Source organism: Pseudomonas sp. EA_5y_Pfl2_R50, from assembly GCF_963970475.1.
GTDB lineage: Bacteria > Pseudomonadota > Gammaproteobacteria > Pseudomonadales > Pseudomonadaceae > Aquipseudomonas.
This window is the reverse complement of record NZ_CAXAPT010000001.1, coordinates 518,933-534,784: the sequence shown is the minus strand read 5'-3', so window position 1 is coordinate 534,784 and position 15,852 is coordinate 518,933. Positions and strand designations below refer to the sequence as shown.

Genomic DNA, 15,852 nt, shown 5'->3' with positions numbered 1-15,852 from the left:
GCCTACGCTCTGCGCGGGAACGATCCGTTACGGCGAGGCAGGTTATTTTGCGGAGAACTTGAGTATTACGCTGTGAGCATAGGTCTGCCCCGGATCGAGGCGAGTGCTGGGGAAGTTCGCCTGATTCGGCGAGTCCGGATAGTGCTGGGTCTCCAGGGTAAACGCGCCCCAATGCGGATACACCTTGCCGCCCTTGCCCTTGACCGAGCCGTCCAGGAAGTTGCTGGTGTAGAACTGCACGCCCGGTTCCGTGGTGAACAGTTGCAGAACGCGACCGGACTGCGGATCGCTGACTTCAGTGGCGACTTTTGTGATATCGCCCTTGGTGTCCAGCGCCCAGTTGAAATCGAAGCCACCCTGTTGCGGTTCGGCGAATTTCAGCTGCGGATGATCAGCCTTGATGTGCGTGCCAATCGCCGTGGGTTGGGTGAAATCCATCGGCGTGCCGGCCACGGGCGCCAGTTCACCGGTTGGAATCAGCTTGGCCGTCACCGGCGTGTAGTGGCTGGCGTGCAGGGTTGCGATCTGTTTGAGGATGTCGCCATTGCCGGCGCCGGCGAGGTTGAAGTAACTGTGGTTGGTCAGGTTGAGCACGGTCGGTTTGTCGGTGCTGGCCTTGTAGTCGATGCGCAGTTCGTTGTTGTCGGTGAGGCGATAGGTCACCTCAGTGGTGAGATTGCCGGGGAAGCCCATTTCGCCGTCCGCCGACAGATAGGTCAGGGTCACGCCGACTGAGTCCTTGTCCTTGGTTTCTTGCGCCTTCCAGACCTTCTTGTCGAAACCCTGCGTGCCGCCGTGCAGCGCGTTGGTCTTGTCGTTCTGCGGCACTTGATAGCGTTTGCCATCGAGTTCGAACGCACCGTCAGCCAGGCGATTGCCGAAGCGGCCGATGGTCGCGCCAAAGTAAGCAGTGCCTTTCTGGTAGCCCTGCACATCATCGAAGCCGAGCACCACGTCGTCGAACTTGCCGTGCTTGTCCGCCACTTTCAGCGATTGCAGCGTCGCGCCGTAGGTGATGACGGTGGCTTGCATGCCGTGGCTGTTGCGCAGGATGTATTGCTCGACGGGCGTGCCGTCATTGGTTTTGCCGAAAGATTTGTGTTCGGCGGTCAGGCCTGCGGCCTGGGCAGAAAGCGTAGCGATCATCAGGGACAGTCCGAGGCCGGAGAGCAGGTGACGGGATTGAAGCATGGTAGACCTTCCTTGTTGTTGTTGTTTTTAAAGCGTAACTAGTCAGGCTATTTATCGGCTAGAAAGAAATTTATAGCTGATTAATCGTTTATTTCAACAATAAAGACAGACTAATTGGTTGTGGCGAAGGTGCCGGAGGTCGGTTGTTCATATGCACCACTGCACTTTTTCGCAATCGGCGGCTCTATCCATGGCCAGGATGCGGTGACTCCCGCCGCACAGGAACGTGCCTGATCGAGAATTCATGCCGAGCGCTTTTCATCTGACAGCCCCTTTTTTTCGTCGTCCGTGCGTATTGCTCGTCTGTCTGTTGTCGCTGTTATTCAGCGGTTGCAGCCATCAGGACGGTAACGGCTTCTTCAATCAGATGCGTGAGGGCAAGCCGCAGGAATTCCTGCAGACCAGCGTCGACCGCATGGCCACCCTGGCAATGCGCGACAACCTCGGCAGCCTGTACCGCCTGCAAGCCAAGCTGTACCTGCGCAACCCGGATGAGCTGCGCAAATCCGGTTTTCTCAACATTCATGCTGCGGTGAAGCAGGTGCGCCTGGCCATCGAGCAGCAACAGCCGCTGCCGGTGCTCGGCGGTCGCAAGGATCTGGCAGCGCTCAGCTATGCAATGAGTCCGGAATTTCTCGGTGACCGCGTCGGCGCGTTCATCTATGCGATTGGCAGCATGCTCGTCACCGCCCACGGCAATCGCACCGAGTTCTACATGACGGACGCAATCAACCCGACGTTCGTGCACAACGCCGCCCGCAATATCGAAAAAGCCACGTGGATTCTGTCCCAACGGCAGAACAAGGAAGGCCAGCCGCTGCTGTTTTCCAATGAAATCTCGGAGGAGGGCACCAACCTCAGCTTCGCCACCGAGTTCGGCAAAATCGTTGCGCGACTGGATCTGATCACGCAGATGCTCGACGAGCGTTACCGGCGCATCGGCCTTAACTACGCGCAGAGTTTGCTGTTCCTGAATTTCCTGCCGGTGCAGTGAATTCGAAGCATTGCTTACCCCAGTGGGAGCTCAATACCGGTTGGAGATACGGCCGGGATTTAGGGTGTGGCAAATATCCAATGGGGGAGCTAACAGGGCTAGCTCCCACAGGGTTTTTGTATACAATCCGTCACCGTTATTGATCAGCATGGAGCTGCACCCGTCATGACCGACCCCGCAAGCGCCGATTTCAGCCGCGTCGACCGCACCGCCCGTGCGGAAAAACTGCCCTATGCCGCGTTGCTGGCGTTCGCCATGACCGGGTTCATCGCCATCCTCACCGAAACCCTGCCCGCCGGGTTGCTGCCGCAAATCGGCGCCGGACTCAACGTCAGCGAAGTGCTCGCCGGGCAACTGGTGACGCTGTACGCGCTGGGTTCGATTGTCGCGGCCATTCCGCTGACGGTCGCCACGCGCGGCTGGCCTCGGCGGCGGGTGCTGTTGATGACGGTCGGTGGTTTTCTTGTGTTCAACACCATTACCACGTTCTCCAGTCATTACGGCCTGACCCTTGCCTCGCGGTTTCTGGCCGGGATGGCGGCGGGGTTGTCGTGGGGAATCATGGCCGGTTATGCGCGCGGGATCGTGCCAGTGCACCAGCAGGGGCGTGCGCTGGCGCTGGCGATGCTCGGCACGCCGGTGGCGTTGTCACTGGGTACGCCGGCGGGGACGTGGCTGGGCAATCTGATCGGCTGGCGTGCATCGTTCGGGATCATGTCGGCGCTGGCGCTGGTGCTGGCGGCGTGGATCGTCCTCGCCGTACCGGATCGTCCGGGGCAAACACAGGAGCAACGTCTGCCGTTGCTCGAATCCTTGCGCCTGCCCGGCGTGCGGCCGGTGCTGTTTGTGGTGCTGACGTGGATGCTCGGCCACAACATTCTTTATACCTACATCGCGCCGTTCCTGACCCAGGCCGGGCTGGCTGATCGGGTCGATCTGGTGCTGCTGGTGTTTGGCCTGTGTTCGCTTGGGGGGATCTGGATCATCGGTCTGCTGGTGGATCGCTGGTTGCGCTGGCTGACACTGATCAGCCTCACGGTGTTCGCGCTGATGGCGCTGGTCCTCGCGCTGGCAGCGCCGTCACCGCTGATCATTTACGCCAGCATGGCGGTGTGGGGCTTGTCGTTTGGCGGCTCGGCCACCTTGCTGCTCACCTCCGCGGCGGACTCGGCGGGCGAGCATGTCGATGTGGTGCAGGCGATGCTGACCACGTCATGGAACGTGGCGATTGCCGGCGGCGGCTTGTTCGGTGGTTTGTTGCTGGATCGGGCCGGAGCAATGTCGTTTCCGTGGGCGTTGCTGATTCTGTCGCTGATCGCCCTGGTCACGGTGTGGATCAACAGCCAGCACAGCTTTAAACCGGGGCGGCGGGTGCACTGACTGTCAATGCTGCGGCCTAAACCTGTGGGAGCGGGCTTGCTCGCGAAAGCGGTGGATCTGCAATCAGTTTGTCGACTGACACAACGCCTTCGCGAGCAAGCGCGCTCCCACCAGAGTCGCGCTGAGTTCGATGTGGCATAACGATAGACCGCATCGATATATGTAGTTATAAGAAAAATCGCTATGCTGCGGGCCAGATTTTTCATGTCGTTTTTCTGGACGTCTTAATGGAATTGGCAAATTTCGGTCTGGTGATCGCCGGGCTGGTCGTGGGTTTTATTGTCGGCATGACCGGTGTCGGCGGTGGTTCGTTGATGACGCCGATCCTGCTGTGGTTCGGTATCAACCCGGCAACGGCAGTGGGCACTGACCTGCTGTATGCGGCCATCACCAAATCCAGCGGCGTCCTCGTTCACCGCAAGAACAAGAATATCGACTGGGCCATCACCGGTTGGCTGACCCTCGGCAGCGTGCCGGCAGTGGCGCTGACCTTGTGGTTCCTCAGCACCCTGCACACCGCGCCGGACGCGATGAACGCCATCATCAAACAGGCGCTGGGCTTCGTGCTGTTTGCCACGGCGCTGGCGATTTTCTTCAAGAAACGCCTGCTCGACTTCGCCCACAAACGCGCCGGCGGCCACTACAACCCCAGTGGTGCCCGGCTCAACGCGATGACCGTGATCACCGGTCTGATCCTCGGCAGCATGGTCGCGCTGACGTCGATTGGTGCCGGCGCCCTCGGCACCGTCGCATTGTTCATCCTCTATCCGCTGCTGCCGACCCGCCGTCTGGTCGGCACCGAAATCGCCCACGCCGTGCCGCTGACCCTGGTCGCCGGTCTGGGCCACGCGAGCATGGGCAACATGGATTGGGGCGTGCTGGGCTTCCTGTTGGTGGGCTCGTTGCCAGGCATCTGGCTCGGCAGCCACCTGACCGGACGCATCTCCGATGAAGTGCTGCGCCCGTGCCTGGCGACGATGCTGGTGTTGATCGGTTACAAACTGGCGTTCTGAGTGGTGTATTTCATCACCGTCACCGGCAAGTTTTCGTACACCAGTTCCTCAAGCACCTCCCAACCCAGTCGCGCATACAGCGACTGCGACGTGTCGGTGTACAGATACAGCTCCCGCACACCCAGCGCCGTGGCTTCTTCGACCACCCGATTGACCAGTTGCGAAGCAATCCCGCGACCACGCTCCTCAGCCTTCACATAAACCCCGGCCAGCCAGGGTGTCAGGTCTGGCCGCAATGTCAGATCGTTCTTGATCAGCAATGCGCCACCGAGCAGACGCGAACCTTCGAGCGCCACCACCACGCTGGGCACTGCGCCTTTGCCACACGCTGCGCGCATGTGCTCGATACGGTCCTCGACGGTTTGCCCGGGACGAAACTCGCCCCATTCCTTGAAGTTGAGCGTCGCCAGTTCTTCGATCAATTCGGGGTGATCGCACAGGTAATCGATGTGCATGCGGCTGAACTCCATTTCGTTGGCAGAGCAGCCACCCTAATGCGGTCATAAAAGGTAATCAAATCCGGGTTGCGATCACGTCTGTGATGTTGCGCAATGTCGTGCCTGTCCTAAGCTTCTGATCAGGCGAGACATATTTGCCGGTCACTCCCGGAACAATCGCCACGATGCGCAATCATTAGAGCGTGGATATCAAAAGGAGATGCGCATGCTCATCAGGTCACTGACCCTGACACTCTTGCTGGCGATTGCCGGCCCCTTGTTCGCCGCAGACAGCGATTCGCCCATCGCCGGGGACGTGGGCCGCGCCCGACCGCTGATCGTGATCGCAAAAAGCACCGTCGACCCGGTGTGGGTAAGCCTGAAAAAATCGCTGGAAGACCCGGCCAACAAAAAAGGCGTTGCCGACCGCAACATCAAGGTCTACACCATCCTCAACATGGCCGGCCAGCTCGACGGTAAGGACCTGGGCCAGCAAGAGACCATGGCGCTGCTGCGCTCGCTGAAGCTCGGCGCCGGGGCGTATCCGAAAGTGTTTCTGGTGGGCAAGGACGGCGAGACCAAACTTTCGGCATCCGGGGATGAAGCGAAAGCTGTGGACCTGAAGAAAATCTTCGACACCATCGACGCCATGCCCATGGCCGAGAAAGAAGCCGCCGCTGCGGCTGCCGCGCAGGCTCCGGCTGCTGCCGAACCAGAGCCTGCGAAAGGTGCCAAGAATGCCAAGTCGGCGAAGCCTGCGAAACCGAGCAAGCCGCCGGAAATGCCGGATGATTGATTGCACACTCACTGAATAAAAACGGCCCCCTGTAGGAGTGAGCCTGCTCACTTCTACAATGTTTATTCCGTTATCTGCATATTGGCGGACACCGACGCCCTCACAGCTACTTGTCTACTCAGGCCTATCGCCCTCATGAAGCAGGTAAACCAGCACACCTTCGGTATCACTTACGACCAGAGGAGAGCGCGTGGTTAACACGAACTGGCAATTGGGAAAGGTCGTACTTAATTGTGCGATCAGACCGAGCTGCCATTGCGGGTCCATGCGCAACTCCACCTCGTCGATCAGAACAATGCCGTCGCCGTGCAGCGGGTTGTCCATCGACGGGTTCATCATCGCCAGACGCCTGGCCATATCACCCACCAACGCAATCATCGACTTTTCGCCAAGCGAGAGCTGAGTGAGGCTGAATGTTGCGCCATGTTTGTCGACTGCCATATGCAGATGTGGTTTACGTTGCACACGCAGGTTAGTGAAATCCGGCATGAACGCGTTGAGGGCCGAACGGACGGCAGTCAATTGGCGATCGCGAGTGGAGACTTTCACATTGGCGAGCGTTTTCCAGGCGTCGCTGTCAGTCCCGAATTTTTTCGCGATTTCGGCCAGTGCGGTGTCGGAAATCCCGTCTTCGTTTTCGGAACCCGTATCACTGTCAGCCGTGCGCGGGTGCGAAATGTCGGTGATGCCAATCGAAAGAACTGCTCCTGAGGCGCCGTTGCGAATGTCTTCATGGATAAGGTATTTGCCTTTGCCGTTATTGGAGCGAATTTTTGCGATCAGCCAGCTCAGACAGATATTCAGGGATTTAAGAATGGTGGTTTTTCCGCTGCCGTTATTTCCCGCCAGCACCGTGATGTTCGAGCGGTGTGTCAGGGTAGGGGCAAACTGAATATCCATGTCGCCAAATTGTCCGACATCCGTAAGCTTCAAACTTTTGATTTCCATCACTGTGCCTTTCGAATGACTGTTTCTTTGCCCGACGCCATCCTCGTCCAAAGATTGACTCGGTGCAGTGTAGATACAACAAATTCATTCGTTAACCCAAAGTCGTTGCAGCATGTGCCGGCGGATATGTCTGACACAAAGCTCCTTCAGACCCCTGGGATTTTTCCTGCAAGTCGCGGCGGCGGTGGTGAACTGGTGGGTTTTGGGGAGGCGGGATAGTCTTCTTTGGCCGCTGCAAAACACAGCGGTTGGGTGTGGAAGTCCGGTTGTCGGTTACATCCATCAATGTCTCAAAAGCGCATGTCGACGTTATTTATGTCAACATCGCCGCGTTTTTGGCGGCTGTGCGCAGGGGCACTTTCGAGTGCGCCGGGTTTTGGTGGATTGGCCTGGTCTTCCACACCTGCGTACAGCTGCCACCCTCATGTGGAAGTGAGAAAGGTAGTTTTTCCTACAATTCACTACGGTACTCATACATGAAAAAACCAACGCCAAACCCTCCCGAATCCCCCATGGATTCAGGCCCCTTCGACGCCCACAGCCCCCGATTACGCAACCCCCATCACCCCGATCCCATCAGCCATCTCTTCACCATCCTCCCTGATATCGATACGCCCACGCTGCTCTGCCACGCTTGCGAAACCCTCGCTTCATTGAACGTCCTGACCACCGACCTCGCCGCTGAACTGCAGGGTTCACCGCGCAGCCTTGCCTTGTCGATTCAGCAGTTGGCTGTACTTGGTGAGTTGCTGGTCAACCGGGCGCTGGACAATCTCGACCCGCCAACGGCGACGCAACATTGAACAGGGAGGTTCGAACATGACGCGATACATTCCGATTACCGGGATCGACTGCAAGATTCCCTGCCTGCTGATCGACCGCGAGGCGCCAGTGGATGTGCTGCACGGCACGGCGGCTTACCGTTTACGCTGCGTCACGCAACTGATGGAAACGCTGGCGCTGGGAGACGGAAAAGGGTCATGACGCCTTGCTGCTGCAGGATTTTGCCCGGGTGATGGCGATTCCGCTGCGTGACAGTTGCGACTTGATGGATGTCATCGGCTGGAAGCTGCAAGCGCAGCGTTAACCGCCGAAACGAAAATGGGCGACCCGGAAAAGGTCGCCCATTTTTTGCCATGTGAAAACCTGTTCAGTCGGCCACGGCACTGAGAATTGCATGGGCGATTTTCACCCGCTCAGGAATCGGGAAGTTCTTGTTGGCCATGATCACGATGCCAACATCCTTGCTTGGCACAAACGCCACGTAAGTCCCGAAACCACCGGTTGAGCCGGTCTTGTTGATCAGCACGTCATGCGGTTGCGGTTGCGGTGGATTCAGCCACTGCACTTTGTGCGCTTCCATGGCCATTTCTGTCGAGTTGCCGGCGAGCAAGCGGTCGAGGCTGATCGGGTAGCGGTACATTTCCCAACCCAAACCTTGAGTCATGTCGCCGACCGTGTAGTAACCGGTGTGGGTGTTGGCGATGGTTTTTTGCAGGGACGCTTCCAGCGTTTCAGGTTTCAGGTTGGCCTGCACGTAGCGCAGCATGTCCACGGCGCTGGTTTTCACGCCGTAGGCTTGCGCGTCCAGCGCACCGGGAGTGACGCGAACCGGTTTGCCATCCTTGTTGTAACCCTGCGCGTACAGGCCCATTTGTGCGGCGGGCACGCTGAGGTAGGTGTGTTGCAGGCCCATTTTCGGCAGCAGGGTTTGCGTCATCGCTTGATCAAATGGCTGGCCGAGGCTTTTCGCGGCGAGATAGCCAAACAGTCCGAGGCTTGGATTGGAGTACTGGCGATGGCTGCCTGCCGGATAACGCGGTTTCCACTGTTGGAAATAGCCGAGCATCTTGTCAGGCGAATCGGCATTGTCCGGAAATTGCAGCGGCAAACCGCCGGCGCTGTAGGTGCCCAGTTGCAGCACGCTGATGTGGTCGAAGGCGCTGCCTTCGAGATCAGGCCAGAGTTGGCTGGCCTTGGTCGACAGGTCGAGCTTGCCGGTGGCCTGAGCGTAACCGGCGAGGGTGGCGGTGAAGGTTTTGCTCACCGAACCGATTTCGAACAGGGTGTTTTCGCTGACTTTCTGGTCGGTGTCTCTCGCCGCCACACCGTAGTTAAAGTAATGCGCCTGACCGTTGATGGTCAGCGCTACGGTCAGGCCGGGAATGTGCTGTTGTTGCATCACTGGCGTCACCGCATCGTTGACCAGCGCTTGCAGTTGCGCGTCGCTGGGTACGGTGGCCAGGCAGGACGTGGCGCCGAACACCAGACCGAAAGCGGCGCGGGAAATGACTTTGCTCGATTGAAGGGATGACATGAATGAACCACTCTCCATGAGTGTTGATAGTGTTGGCCCGCTACACTGCGGGCGATTTATTCGTTGGGCGGCTGATCAGCGCCGCCAATTTAGGCAGTGTCGCGAGGTTCGGCAAACGATGAAATCTCGCACGAGCCATTAGAAAAATTTGGGACTGGGCATGATTCGACCTCAATTGCCGCTCAACGCATTGCGCGCCTTCGAAGCCTCGGCGCGTCACTTGAGCTTCACCCGCGCGGCGGTGGAGTTGTGTGTCACGCAAGCGGCGGTCAGCCATCAGGTGAAAAGTCTGGAGGCGCAACTCAACGTCACCCTGTTCAAACGCTTGCCCCGTGGGCTGATGCTGACCAGTGAAGGCGAAACCTTGCTGCCGGTGTTGAGCACCTCGTTTGATCATATCGCGCAGATGCTCGAGCGCCTCGCCGGCGGTCAGTATCGCGAAATGTTGACCGTCGGCGCGGTGGGGACGTTCGCGGTGGGGTGGCTGTTGCCGAGACTGGTGGATTTTCGGGCGAAACATCCGCTGATAGATTTGCGCCTGTCGACCAACAACAACCGTGTGGATGTGGCGGCGGAAGGATTGGATTACGCGATCCGTTTTGGCGCCGGTGCGTGGCATGGCATCGAAGCGACGCGCTTGCTCGATGCACCGCTGTCGGTGTTGTGCGTCCCGGAAATCGCCCGACAACTGCAGACGCCGGGGGATTTGCTGCAGCAGACATTGCTGCGTTCATATCGCACGGATGAATGGCCGGAATGGTTTCAGGCCGCCGGGTTGGCAACCCAGGCTGCTCCGCCGCAAAGCATCGTGTTCGATTCGTCGTTGGCGATGATGGAGGCGGCGTTGCAGGGCGGCGGGGTGGCACTGGCACCGCCGCTGATGTTCGCCCGACAACTGGCCGCAGAGGCAATTTGTCAGCCGTTTGCGATTGAGATCACCACGGGGAGTTACTGGCTGACGCGGTTGCAGTCTCGCCCGGAAACAGCGGCGATGCTCGCCTTCAAAAACTGGCTGCTGCAAATCTCCGGTTAATGCAAAACCTCCCACAAGAGGACAGTGGTGGATTCAAAGAAGTGTCAGCGCAGCAGGCACGGCCGCTTGTTATCGAACGTCCATCCCGGAATCAGAAACTGCATCGCCACGCTGTCATCCCGCGCGCCGAGGCCCATGCCTTTGTACAGTTCGTGGGCCTTGGCCACCTGGTCCATGTCCAGCTCCACACCCAGCCCCGGTTTTTTCGGCACTTGCACAAGACCGTCGACAATCTGTAGCGGTGCCTTGGTCAGGCGCTGGCCATCCTGCCAGATCCAATGGGTGTCAATGGCGGTGATGTCGCCCGGTGCGGCAGCCGCCACATGGGTGAACATCGCCAGCGAGATATCGAAGTGGTTGTTGGAGTGCGAGCCCCACGTCAGGCCCCACTCATGACACATCTGCGCCACGCGCACCGAACCTTGCATGGTCCAGAAGTGCGGGTCGGCCAGTGGAATGTCCACCGACTGCAACTGGATCGCATGACCCATTTCGCGCCAGTCAGTGGCGATCATGTTGGTGGCGGTTTTCAACCCGGTGGCGCGGCGGAACTCGGCCATTACTTCACGTCCGGAATAGCCGTTTTCTGCACCGCACGGATCTTCGGCATAGGCCAGAACGTGATGCTGATCGCGGCACAAGCGGATGGCTTCTTTCAGTGACCAGGCGCCGTTCGGATCGAGGGTGATTCGCGCGTCGGGGAAGCGTTCGGCCAGCGCCGTCACCGCTTCGATTTCCGCATCGCCGCTGAGCACGCCGCCCTTGAGTTTGAAGTCCTTGAAACCGTATTTGGCATGGGCTGCTTCGGCGAGGCGCACCACGGCTTCGGCGCTCATCGCCTTCTCGTGACGCACGCGGAACCAGTCGTTGTCGGCGTCCGGTTCGCTGCGGTAGGCGAGATCGGTTTCCCGTTGATCGCCGACGTAGAACAGATAGCCGAGCATCTTCACTTCGTCACGTTGCTGGCCCTCGCCGAGCAGGGCTGCAACGGGTACATCAAGATGCTGACCGAGCAGGTCGAGCAGGGCGGCTTCGAGGCCTGTAACGGCGTGAATGGTGATGCGCAGGTCAAACGTCTGCAGGCCACGACCGCCGGCATCGCGGTCAGCGAAGGTCTGGCGCACTTGATTGAGAATCTTCTGATACGTGCCGATCGGGCTGCCGATCACCAGGCTGCGGGCGTCCTCCAGGGTCTGGCGAATACGCTCGCCACCGGGTACTTCACCGACACCGGTATGGCCGGCGTTGTCCTTGAGAATGACGATGTTGCGGGTGAAAAACGGTCCGTGGGCGCCGCTCAGATTGAGCAGCATGCCGTCGTGGCCGGCCACCGGGATGACTTGCATGTCGGTGATGATCGGGGCTTTGGCGGTGTTGTGTGCAGTCATGGTTTTTATCCTTCTTATAAAGAGTTCAGGCGTGCTTTGGCGCCGCGTCGGCCACGGCTATTTCAGCCGCCGGTTTCGGTGTGGTGCGCGCGAAGAAAACAATGATGGCGGCGATGATCGAGGTCGCGGCCAGACCATAGAGGCCGCCCTGAATCGAACCGGTGTGTTCTTCGAGCAGGCCGAACGTGGTGGGTGCGACGAAGCCGCCAAGGTTGCCCACCGAGTTGATCAGCGCGATCACCGCCGCAGCGATGCGGGCATCCAGATACGCCTGCGGGATCGGCCAGAACAGCGACGATGCGGACTTGAAGCCCAGCGCCGCAAAGCAAATGGCGACGAAGGCGAAGATCGGCCCGCCGGTGGTGGACATGAACATCCCCGCTGCCGCGATCAACAGCGCGGTGGCGACCCACGCCTGTTGGTGCTTCCACTTCGCCGAGAACGAAGCGAAGGCGTACATGCCGATGATCGACAGCAACCAGGGAATCGAGTTGAACAGGCCGACCTGGAAGTCGCTCATCTCGCCCATTTTCTTGATGATGCTCGGCAGCCAGAAGGTCGCCGCGTAAATGGTCAGTTGAATGAAGAAGTAGATCAGGCAGAAGAGAATGATCTGGCGGTCCTTGAGCAGTTTGCCCATTGATGCCCGGATTGGTGTCGCGGCTTCGCGGGCCTTTTGCTCTGCGTCGATGGCGGCGACCAGTGCGTCCTGTTCGGCGCGGGTCAGCCATTTCGCATCGTGGGGTTTGGCGTCGAGCCAGAACCAGACGAACACGCACAGGCACACGGAGAACATCCCTTCAATGAAGTACATCCATTGCCAGCCGTGCATGCCCAGCCCGTTGATCTGCAGGAGCAGGCCGGACAAGGGGCCGGAGATCAACGAGGCTACAGCGGAGCCGCTGAGGAAGATCGCAATCGCCTTGCCACGTTCGGCGCCGGGCAGCCAGCGGGTGAAGTAATAGATCACTCCGGGAAAGAACCCGGCCTCGGCGACGCCGAGCAGAAAACGCAACACGTAGAAGTGGGTTTCGTTCTGGATGAACGCCATGCCGGCGGCGACCAGGCCCCAGGTGAACATGATGCGGGTCAGCCAGATGCGGGCGCCGACTTTTTGCAGGAGCATGTTCGACGGGACTTCGAACAGCGCGTAACCGATGAAGAACAGCCCGGCGCCGAAGCCATAGGCGGCGGCACCAATGCCCAGGTCGTGTTCCATGTGGGTACGGACGAAACCGATGTTCACCCGGTCAATGTAATTGACGATGAACATGATCACGAAGAGTGGCAGGACGTGGCGTTTCACTTTCGAGATGGCCGACGCGAGTGTCGAATCGACGCCCTCGTTCATCCCGGAGACGGAGGTTTTCACTTGGTTTTCTCCCACTGATTATTTTTATGCGGGGTAGGGCAGGTGCTGCGTTGTTGCTAGACATCATACAACCGCTTTTTTTTGTCCTACAAGTGGGGAGGGCTGATTAATTTTTTCTGGAGGATCGATTTTTTATGCTTTTTCGTGTTTTTACTCAATGTTTGCTGGGCTCTTCAGGAGGCTAGGTTCAATATTTTCATGCGGGTGCGCTGATTTAGTCGCCAGGCTTGCCTGACGTTGTCAGCTTAAGTTTGAGTGTTGTCATACAAGATGGGGCGCTAAACTCTATCTTGTCAGCCCCCGTGCGATGCTACGATCCGCAAGCCCCGATCACCGGAACCGACCATGCAAGAAGACCTCGAAGCCCCCGCTCGCAAACGTGCGCATAACCTCGCCCATGATCTGGTGGAAAAACTCAGCCAGAGCATCCTGCTCGGCCAGCTATCCCCCGGCGACAAACTGCCGTCGGAGAACTCCATCGTTCAGGAACACGGCGTCAGCCGCACCGTGGTGCGCGAGGCGATTTCCAAATTGCAGGCCTCCGGGCTGGTAGAGACGCGACACGGCATCGGCACGTTCGTCATCGAGCGCGTGCCGGAACAGGGTCTGCGACTGAATGTCGACACCGCGCTCGGTGTGCGCAGCATTCTCGAACTGCGGCTGGGTCTGGAGACTCAAGCGGCGGCGCTGGCGGCGCAGCGGCGCACCGATCAGCATTTGCTGCAGATGCGCCAGGCGCTGGATGACTATCAGCGTTTGCTGGATAACCACGACAGTTGCGTCGAAGCGGATCGGCGTTTTCATCTGCTGATTGCCGAAGCGACCGGCAACGTCTGCTTCAGCGAGATCATGCAGCACCTGGGCAGTGCGATGATTCCGCGTAATCGACTCAACGCCTCGGAGCGCGGCGCGGCGGATCTGAGCAAACTCGGGCAACTGGCCCATCTGGAGCATGAGGCGATTCTGAATGCGATCAAGCGTCAGGACCCGGATGCAGCACGGGCAGCCATGTGGCTGCACCTGACCAACAGCCGTGACCGGTTTTCAGCGCGGGGTTGATGGCCGTTGGTCTGTTCGATAGCACGCCGTCTGCAGGGCTGATTCCAAGTTGTACGGCCCGGGTTTTCCGGACTTCCTTGGTGAGGTGTGTCATGGCGAATGATGTGCTGTTTCAGGGTGGCGTGCTGCCCACCGATCCGACCCGGCCGCTGCCCGGTACCGATGAACCAACGCTGGCTGATCACGATTCACCGATGGGAATTCCCCCGGGTCGCGATCCATTGAGCGACGCCGACCGGCCAGATGACTGGAAAGACCCGGGGGCGGACGATGAGGACATGCCGCCAGCGGATGAGCCGACGCCGTTGTCGGATGATCGGCGCTGAGACTGGGTTCTTGAGCTGGATTTGCCGGCCCCTTCTCGAGCAGGCTCGCTCCCACAGTGGAACGAATTTCCCTGTGGGAGGAGTCGTTTGTGGATTCACCGGCGTAATTTCAGGCATCACGCAAATCCCGCATCAATAATCCAAAACGCAAATCCACCGCATCCGGAATCGGCAGATACACCGTATGACCATCCCCCGGTGCCACGTCGATGGCTTGACCGGTGGCGTCCTGCAATTGGTGCAGATCGAAGTGGAAGTTGCCCTTGGGCGTCATCAACTCCAGATGGTCGCCGAGGGCAAAGCGGTTCTTCACCTTGACCTCGGCCAGACGATCACGCCGTTCGCCGGTCAGTTCGCCAACGAATTGCTGGCGCTCCGAGACTGAGCTGCCGTTGAGGTAGTTCTGGTATTCATCATGTACATGGCGGCGCAGAAAGCCTTCGGTGTAGCCGCGTTGGGCCAGGGATTCCAGGTCAGTCATCAGACTGCGGTCAAACTCATGACCGGCCACCGCGTCATCAATCGCCCGGCGATACACCTGGGTGGTGCGCGCGCAGTAGAAGTGCGATTTGGTCCGGCCCTCGATCTTCAGGGAATGCACGCCCATCCGGGTCAGGCGTTCGACGTGCTGCACCGCGCGCAGATCCTTGGCGTTCATGATGTAGGTGCCGTGTTCGTCCTCGAACGCGGGCATCAACTCGTCAGGGCGGTTGGCCTCCTGCAACAGAAATACCTGATCGGTGGGCGCGCCGAGGCCCAGGGTCGGCTCGGGCTGGCACGTCTGGACGATCTCGCCGAGCTGGTTTTCCGTGGCCTCCTGCGCGGAATATTTCCAGCGACAGGCATTGGTGCAGCTCCCCTGATTGGCGTCACGCTTGTTCAGGTAACCCGACAGCAGGCAGCGCCCGGAGTAGGCCATGCACAACGCGCCGTGAACAAACACTTCCAGCTCCATGCCTAGCACCTGTTCGCGGATTTCGCCAATCTCTTCCAATGACAGCTCCCGCGACAGGATGATGCGGCTCAGGCCCTGTTGCTGCCAGAACTCGACACTTGCCCAGTTCACCGTGTTGGCCTGCACCGACAGGTGAATCGGCATCTGCGGAAAATGCCGGCGCACCAGCATGATCAGCCCCGGGTCGGACATGATCAGCGCATCCGGTGCCATTTCGATCACCGGCGTCAGATCCTTGAGAAAGGTCTTCAGTTTGGCGTTGTGCGGCGCAATGTTGACCACGACATAGAACCGTTTGCCCTGCGCCTGAGCCTCGCGAATGCCCAGCGCCAGGTTGGCGTGATCGAACTCGTTGTTGCGCACCCGCAGGCTGTAACGCGGCTGGCCGGCGTAGACCGCATCGGCGCCATAGGCGAAGGCGTAGCGCATGTTTTTCAGGGTGCCGGCGGGAGCGAGCAGTTCGGGGGCGACGAGGGTCGGGGTCATGGCAAGGTCAATCGCAAAAGTGCGGCAGGGTAATGCGGTCGGGCGGGGGATTTATTGATCTGCGTCTACGATCCGGGTGTTTTTGCGGGCGCAGTCACAGCGCAGAACATAGGGGTTCACGCCAATCCGCAACTATGCTCGATGAATAAAAGATGGC

The 15,852-nt window shown here is 59.2% G+C and carries 15 protein-coding genes and 1 pseudogene; 9 read left to right on the top strand and 7 right to left on the bottom strand.

Annotated elements, in window-relative coordinates; all coding sequences use genetic code 11:
• Positions 1–42: 42 nt before the first annotated feature.
• Entirely contained in the window at positions 43–1,191 is a 1,149-nt protein-coding gene (locus tag AACY19_RS02390) for an aldose epimerase family protein (protein ID WP_339447548.1), read from the bottom strand.
• Positions 1,192–1,435: 244 nt separating this feature from the next.
• On the opposite strand from AACY19_RS02390, the gene AACY19_RS02385 reads away from it, so the two are divergent.
• The 3 genes from AACY19_RS02385 (at position 1,436) to AACY19_RS02375 (ending at position 4,578) form a co-directional block, all read left to right on the top strand.
• Positions 1,436–2,185 carry a hypothetical protein gene (locus tag AACY19_RS02385; RefSeq protein WP_339447546.1) on the top strand — a complete coding sequence of 250 codons (750 nt, stop codon included), beginning with the start codon at positions 1,436–1,438 and terminating at the stop codon, positions 2,183–2,185.
• Between the two features lie 165 nt (positions 2,186–2,350).
• Positions 2,351–3,565: an MFS transporter gene (locus AACY19_RS02380; RefSeq protein ID WP_339447544.1), complete on the top strand. Its 1,215-nt coding sequence runs from the start codon at positions 2,351–2,353 to the stop codon at positions 3,563–3,565.
• A gap of 227 nt (positions 3,566–3,792) precedes the next feature.
• The gene (locus tag AACY19_RS02375; protein ID WP_339447542.1) at positions 3,793–4,578 is read left to right on the top strand and encodes a sulfite exporter TauE/SafE family protein; all 786 of its coding nucleotides are present in this window, start codon (positions 3,793–3,795) and stop codon (positions 4,576–4,578) included.
• Here the strand turns inward: AACY19_RS02375 and AACY19_RS02370 are convergent.
• Complete coding sequence (locus tag AACY19_RS02370; RefSeq protein WP_339447540.1) at positions 4,560–5,033, bottom strand: GNAT family N-acetyltransferase; 474 nt, start codon at positions 5,031–5,033, stop codon at positions 4,560–4,562. The genes AACY19_RS02375 and AACY19_RS02370 overlap by 19 nt on opposite strands.
• A gap of 208 nt (positions 5,034–5,241) precedes the next feature.
• Here AACY19_RS02370 and AACY19_RS02365 point away from each other — a divergent pair, with 208 nt between their 5' ends.
• Complete coding sequence (locus AACY19_RS02365) at positions 5,242–5,811, top strand: DUF4174 domain-containing protein (RefSeq protein ID WP_339447538.1); 570 nt, start codon at positions 5,242–5,244, stop codon at positions 5,809–5,811.
• Positions 5,812–5,925: 114 nt separating this feature from the next.
• Here the strand turns inward: AACY19_RS02365 and AACY19_RS02360 are convergent, their stop codons facing one another.
• On the bottom strand, positions 5,926–6,759 hold the full coding sequence (locus tag AACY19_RS02360; RefSeq protein WP_339447536.1) for an AAA family ATPase: 834 nt from the start codon (positions 6,757–6,759) through the stop codon (positions 5,926–5,928).
• A 476-nt stretch (positions 6,760–7,235) separates the two neighbouring features.
• On the opposite strand from AACY19_RS02360, the gene AACY19_RS02355 reads away from it, so the two are divergent.
• Together AACY19_RS02355 and AACY19_RS02350 are read left to right on the top strand one after the other, a co-directional pair.
• Positions 7,236–7,562 carry a DUF6124 family protein gene (locus AACY19_RS02355; protein WP_339447534.1) on the top strand — a complete coding sequence of 109 codons (327 nt, stop codon included), beginning with the start codon at positions 7,236–7,238 and terminating at the stop codon, positions 7,560–7,562.
• 16 nt (positions 7,563–7,578) lie between these two features.
• Positions 7,579–7,846, top strand: a pseudogene (locus AACY19_RS02350) (hypothetical protein).
• A 63-nt stretch (positions 7,847–7,909) separates the two neighbouring features.
• Here AACY19_RS02350 and ampC read toward each other — a convergent pair.
• The gene (gene ampC / locus AACY19_RS02345) at positions 7,910–9,076 is read right to left on the bottom strand and encodes a class C beta-lactamase (RefSeq protein WP_339447532.1); all 1,167 of its coding nucleotides are present in this window, start codon (positions 9,074–9,076) and stop codon (positions 7,910–7,912) included.
• A 160-nt stretch (positions 9,077–9,236) separates the two neighbouring features.
• Here ampC and AACY19_RS02340 point away from each other — a divergent pair, with 160 nt between their 5' ends.
• A complete protein-coding gene (locus AACY19_RS02340) occupies positions 9,237–10,109 on the top strand; it encodes a LysR family transcriptional regulator (RefSeq protein ID WP_339447530.1) in 873 nt (290 codons plus the stop codon).
• Positions 10,110–10,153: 44 nt separating this feature from the next.
• Here AACY19_RS02340 and gudD read toward each other — a convergent pair whose 3' ends face one another.
• Together gudD and AACY19_RS02330 are read right to left on the bottom strand one after the other, a co-directional pair.
• On the bottom strand, positions 10,154–11,497 hold the full coding sequence (gudD, locus tag AACY19_RS02335; RefSeq protein ID WP_339447528.1) for a glucarate dehydratase: 1,344 nt from the start codon (positions 11,495–11,497) through the stop codon (positions 10,154–10,156).
• A 25-nt stretch (positions 11,498–11,522) separates the two neighbouring features.
• A complete protein-coding gene (locus AACY19_RS02330; protein WP_339447526.1) occupies positions 11,523–12,869 on the bottom strand; it encodes an MFS transporter in 1,347 nt (448 codons plus the stop codon).
• Between the two features lie 345 nt (positions 12,870–13,214).
• On the opposite strand from AACY19_RS02330, the gene AACY19_RS02325 reads away from it, so the two are divergent.
• Positions 13,215–13,928, top strand: coding sequence for a FadR/GntR family transcriptional regulator (locus AACY19_RS02325; protein ID WP_339447524.1), 714 nt, complete (start codon positions 13,215–13,217; stop codon positions 13,926–13,928).
• Positions 13,929–14,020: 92 nt separating this feature from the next.
• Complete coding sequence (locus tag AACY19_RS02320; protein WP_339447522.1) at positions 14,021–14,254, top strand: hypothetical protein; 234 nt, start codon at positions 14,021–14,023, stop codon at positions 14,252–14,254.
• 109 nt (positions 14,255–14,363) lie between these two features.
• Here the strand turns inward: AACY19_RS02320 and trhP are convergent, their stop codons facing one another.
• Positions 14,364–15,695, bottom strand: coding sequence for a prephenate-dependent tRNA uridine(34) hydroxylase TrhP (gene trhP, locus AACY19_RS02315; protein WP_339447520.1), 1,332 nt, complete (start codon positions 15,693–15,695; stop codon positions 14,364–14,366).
• Positions 15,696–15,852: the final 157 nt, after the last annotated feature.

Bases quoted from the DNA above. Each gene is read 5' to 3' on its own strand.
- AACY19_RS02390 (WP_339447548.1), bottom strand. From the start codon at position 1,191: ATGCTTCAATCCCGTCACCTGCTCTCCGGCCTCGGACTGTCCCTGATG.
- AACY19_RS02340 (WP_339447530.1), top strand. From the start codon at position 9,237: ATGATTCGACCTCAATTGCCGCTCAACGCATTGCGCGCCTTCGAAGCC.
- trhP (WP_339447520.1), bottom strand. From the start codon at position 15,695: ATGACCCCGACCCTCGTCGCCCCCGAACTGCTCGCTCCCGCCGGCACC.
- AACY19_RS02320 (WP_339447522.1), top strand. From the start codon at position 14,021: ATGGCGAATGATGTGCTGTTTCAGGGTGGCGTGCTGCCCACCGATCCG.
- AACY19_RS02385 (WP_339447546.1), top strand. From the start codon at position 1,436: ATGCCGAGCGCTTTTCATCTGACAGCCCCTTTTTTTCGTCGTCCGTGC.
- AACY19_RS02365 (WP_339447538.1), top strand. From the start codon at position 5,242: ATGCTCATCAGGTCACTGACCCTGACACTCTTGCTGGCGATTGCCGGC.
- gudD (WP_339447528.1), bottom strand. From the start codon at position 11,497: ATGACTGCACACAACACCGCCAAAGCCCCGATCATCACCGACATGCAA.
- AACY19_RS02380 (WP_339447544.1), top strand. From the start codon at position 2,351: ATGACCGACCCCGCAAGCGCCGATTTCAGCCGCGTCGACCGCACCGCC.
- AACY19_RS02375 (WP_339447542.1), top strand. From the start codon at position 3,793: ATGGAATTGGCAAATTTCGGTCTGGTGATCGCCGGGCTGGTCGTGGGT.
- AACY19_RS02325 (WP_339447524.1), top strand. From the start codon at position 13,215: ATGCAAGAAGACCTCGAAGCCCCCGCTCGCAAACGTGCGCATAACCTC.
- AACY19_RS02355 (WP_339447534.1), top strand. From the start codon at position 7,236: ATGAAAAAACCAACGCCAAACCCTCCCGAATCCCCCATGGATTCAGGC.
- AACY19_RS02370 (WP_339447540.1), bottom strand. From the start codon at position 5,033: ATGCACATCGATTACCTGTGCGATCACCCCGAATTGATCGAAGAACTG.
- AACY19_RS02360 (WP_339447536.1), bottom strand. From the start codon at position 6,759: ATGGAAATCAAAAGTTTGAAGCTTACGGATGTCGGACAATTTGGCGAC.
- ampC (WP_339447532.1), bottom strand. From the start codon at position 9,076: ATGTCATCCCTTCAATCGAGCAAAGTCATTTCCCGCGCCGCTTTCGGT.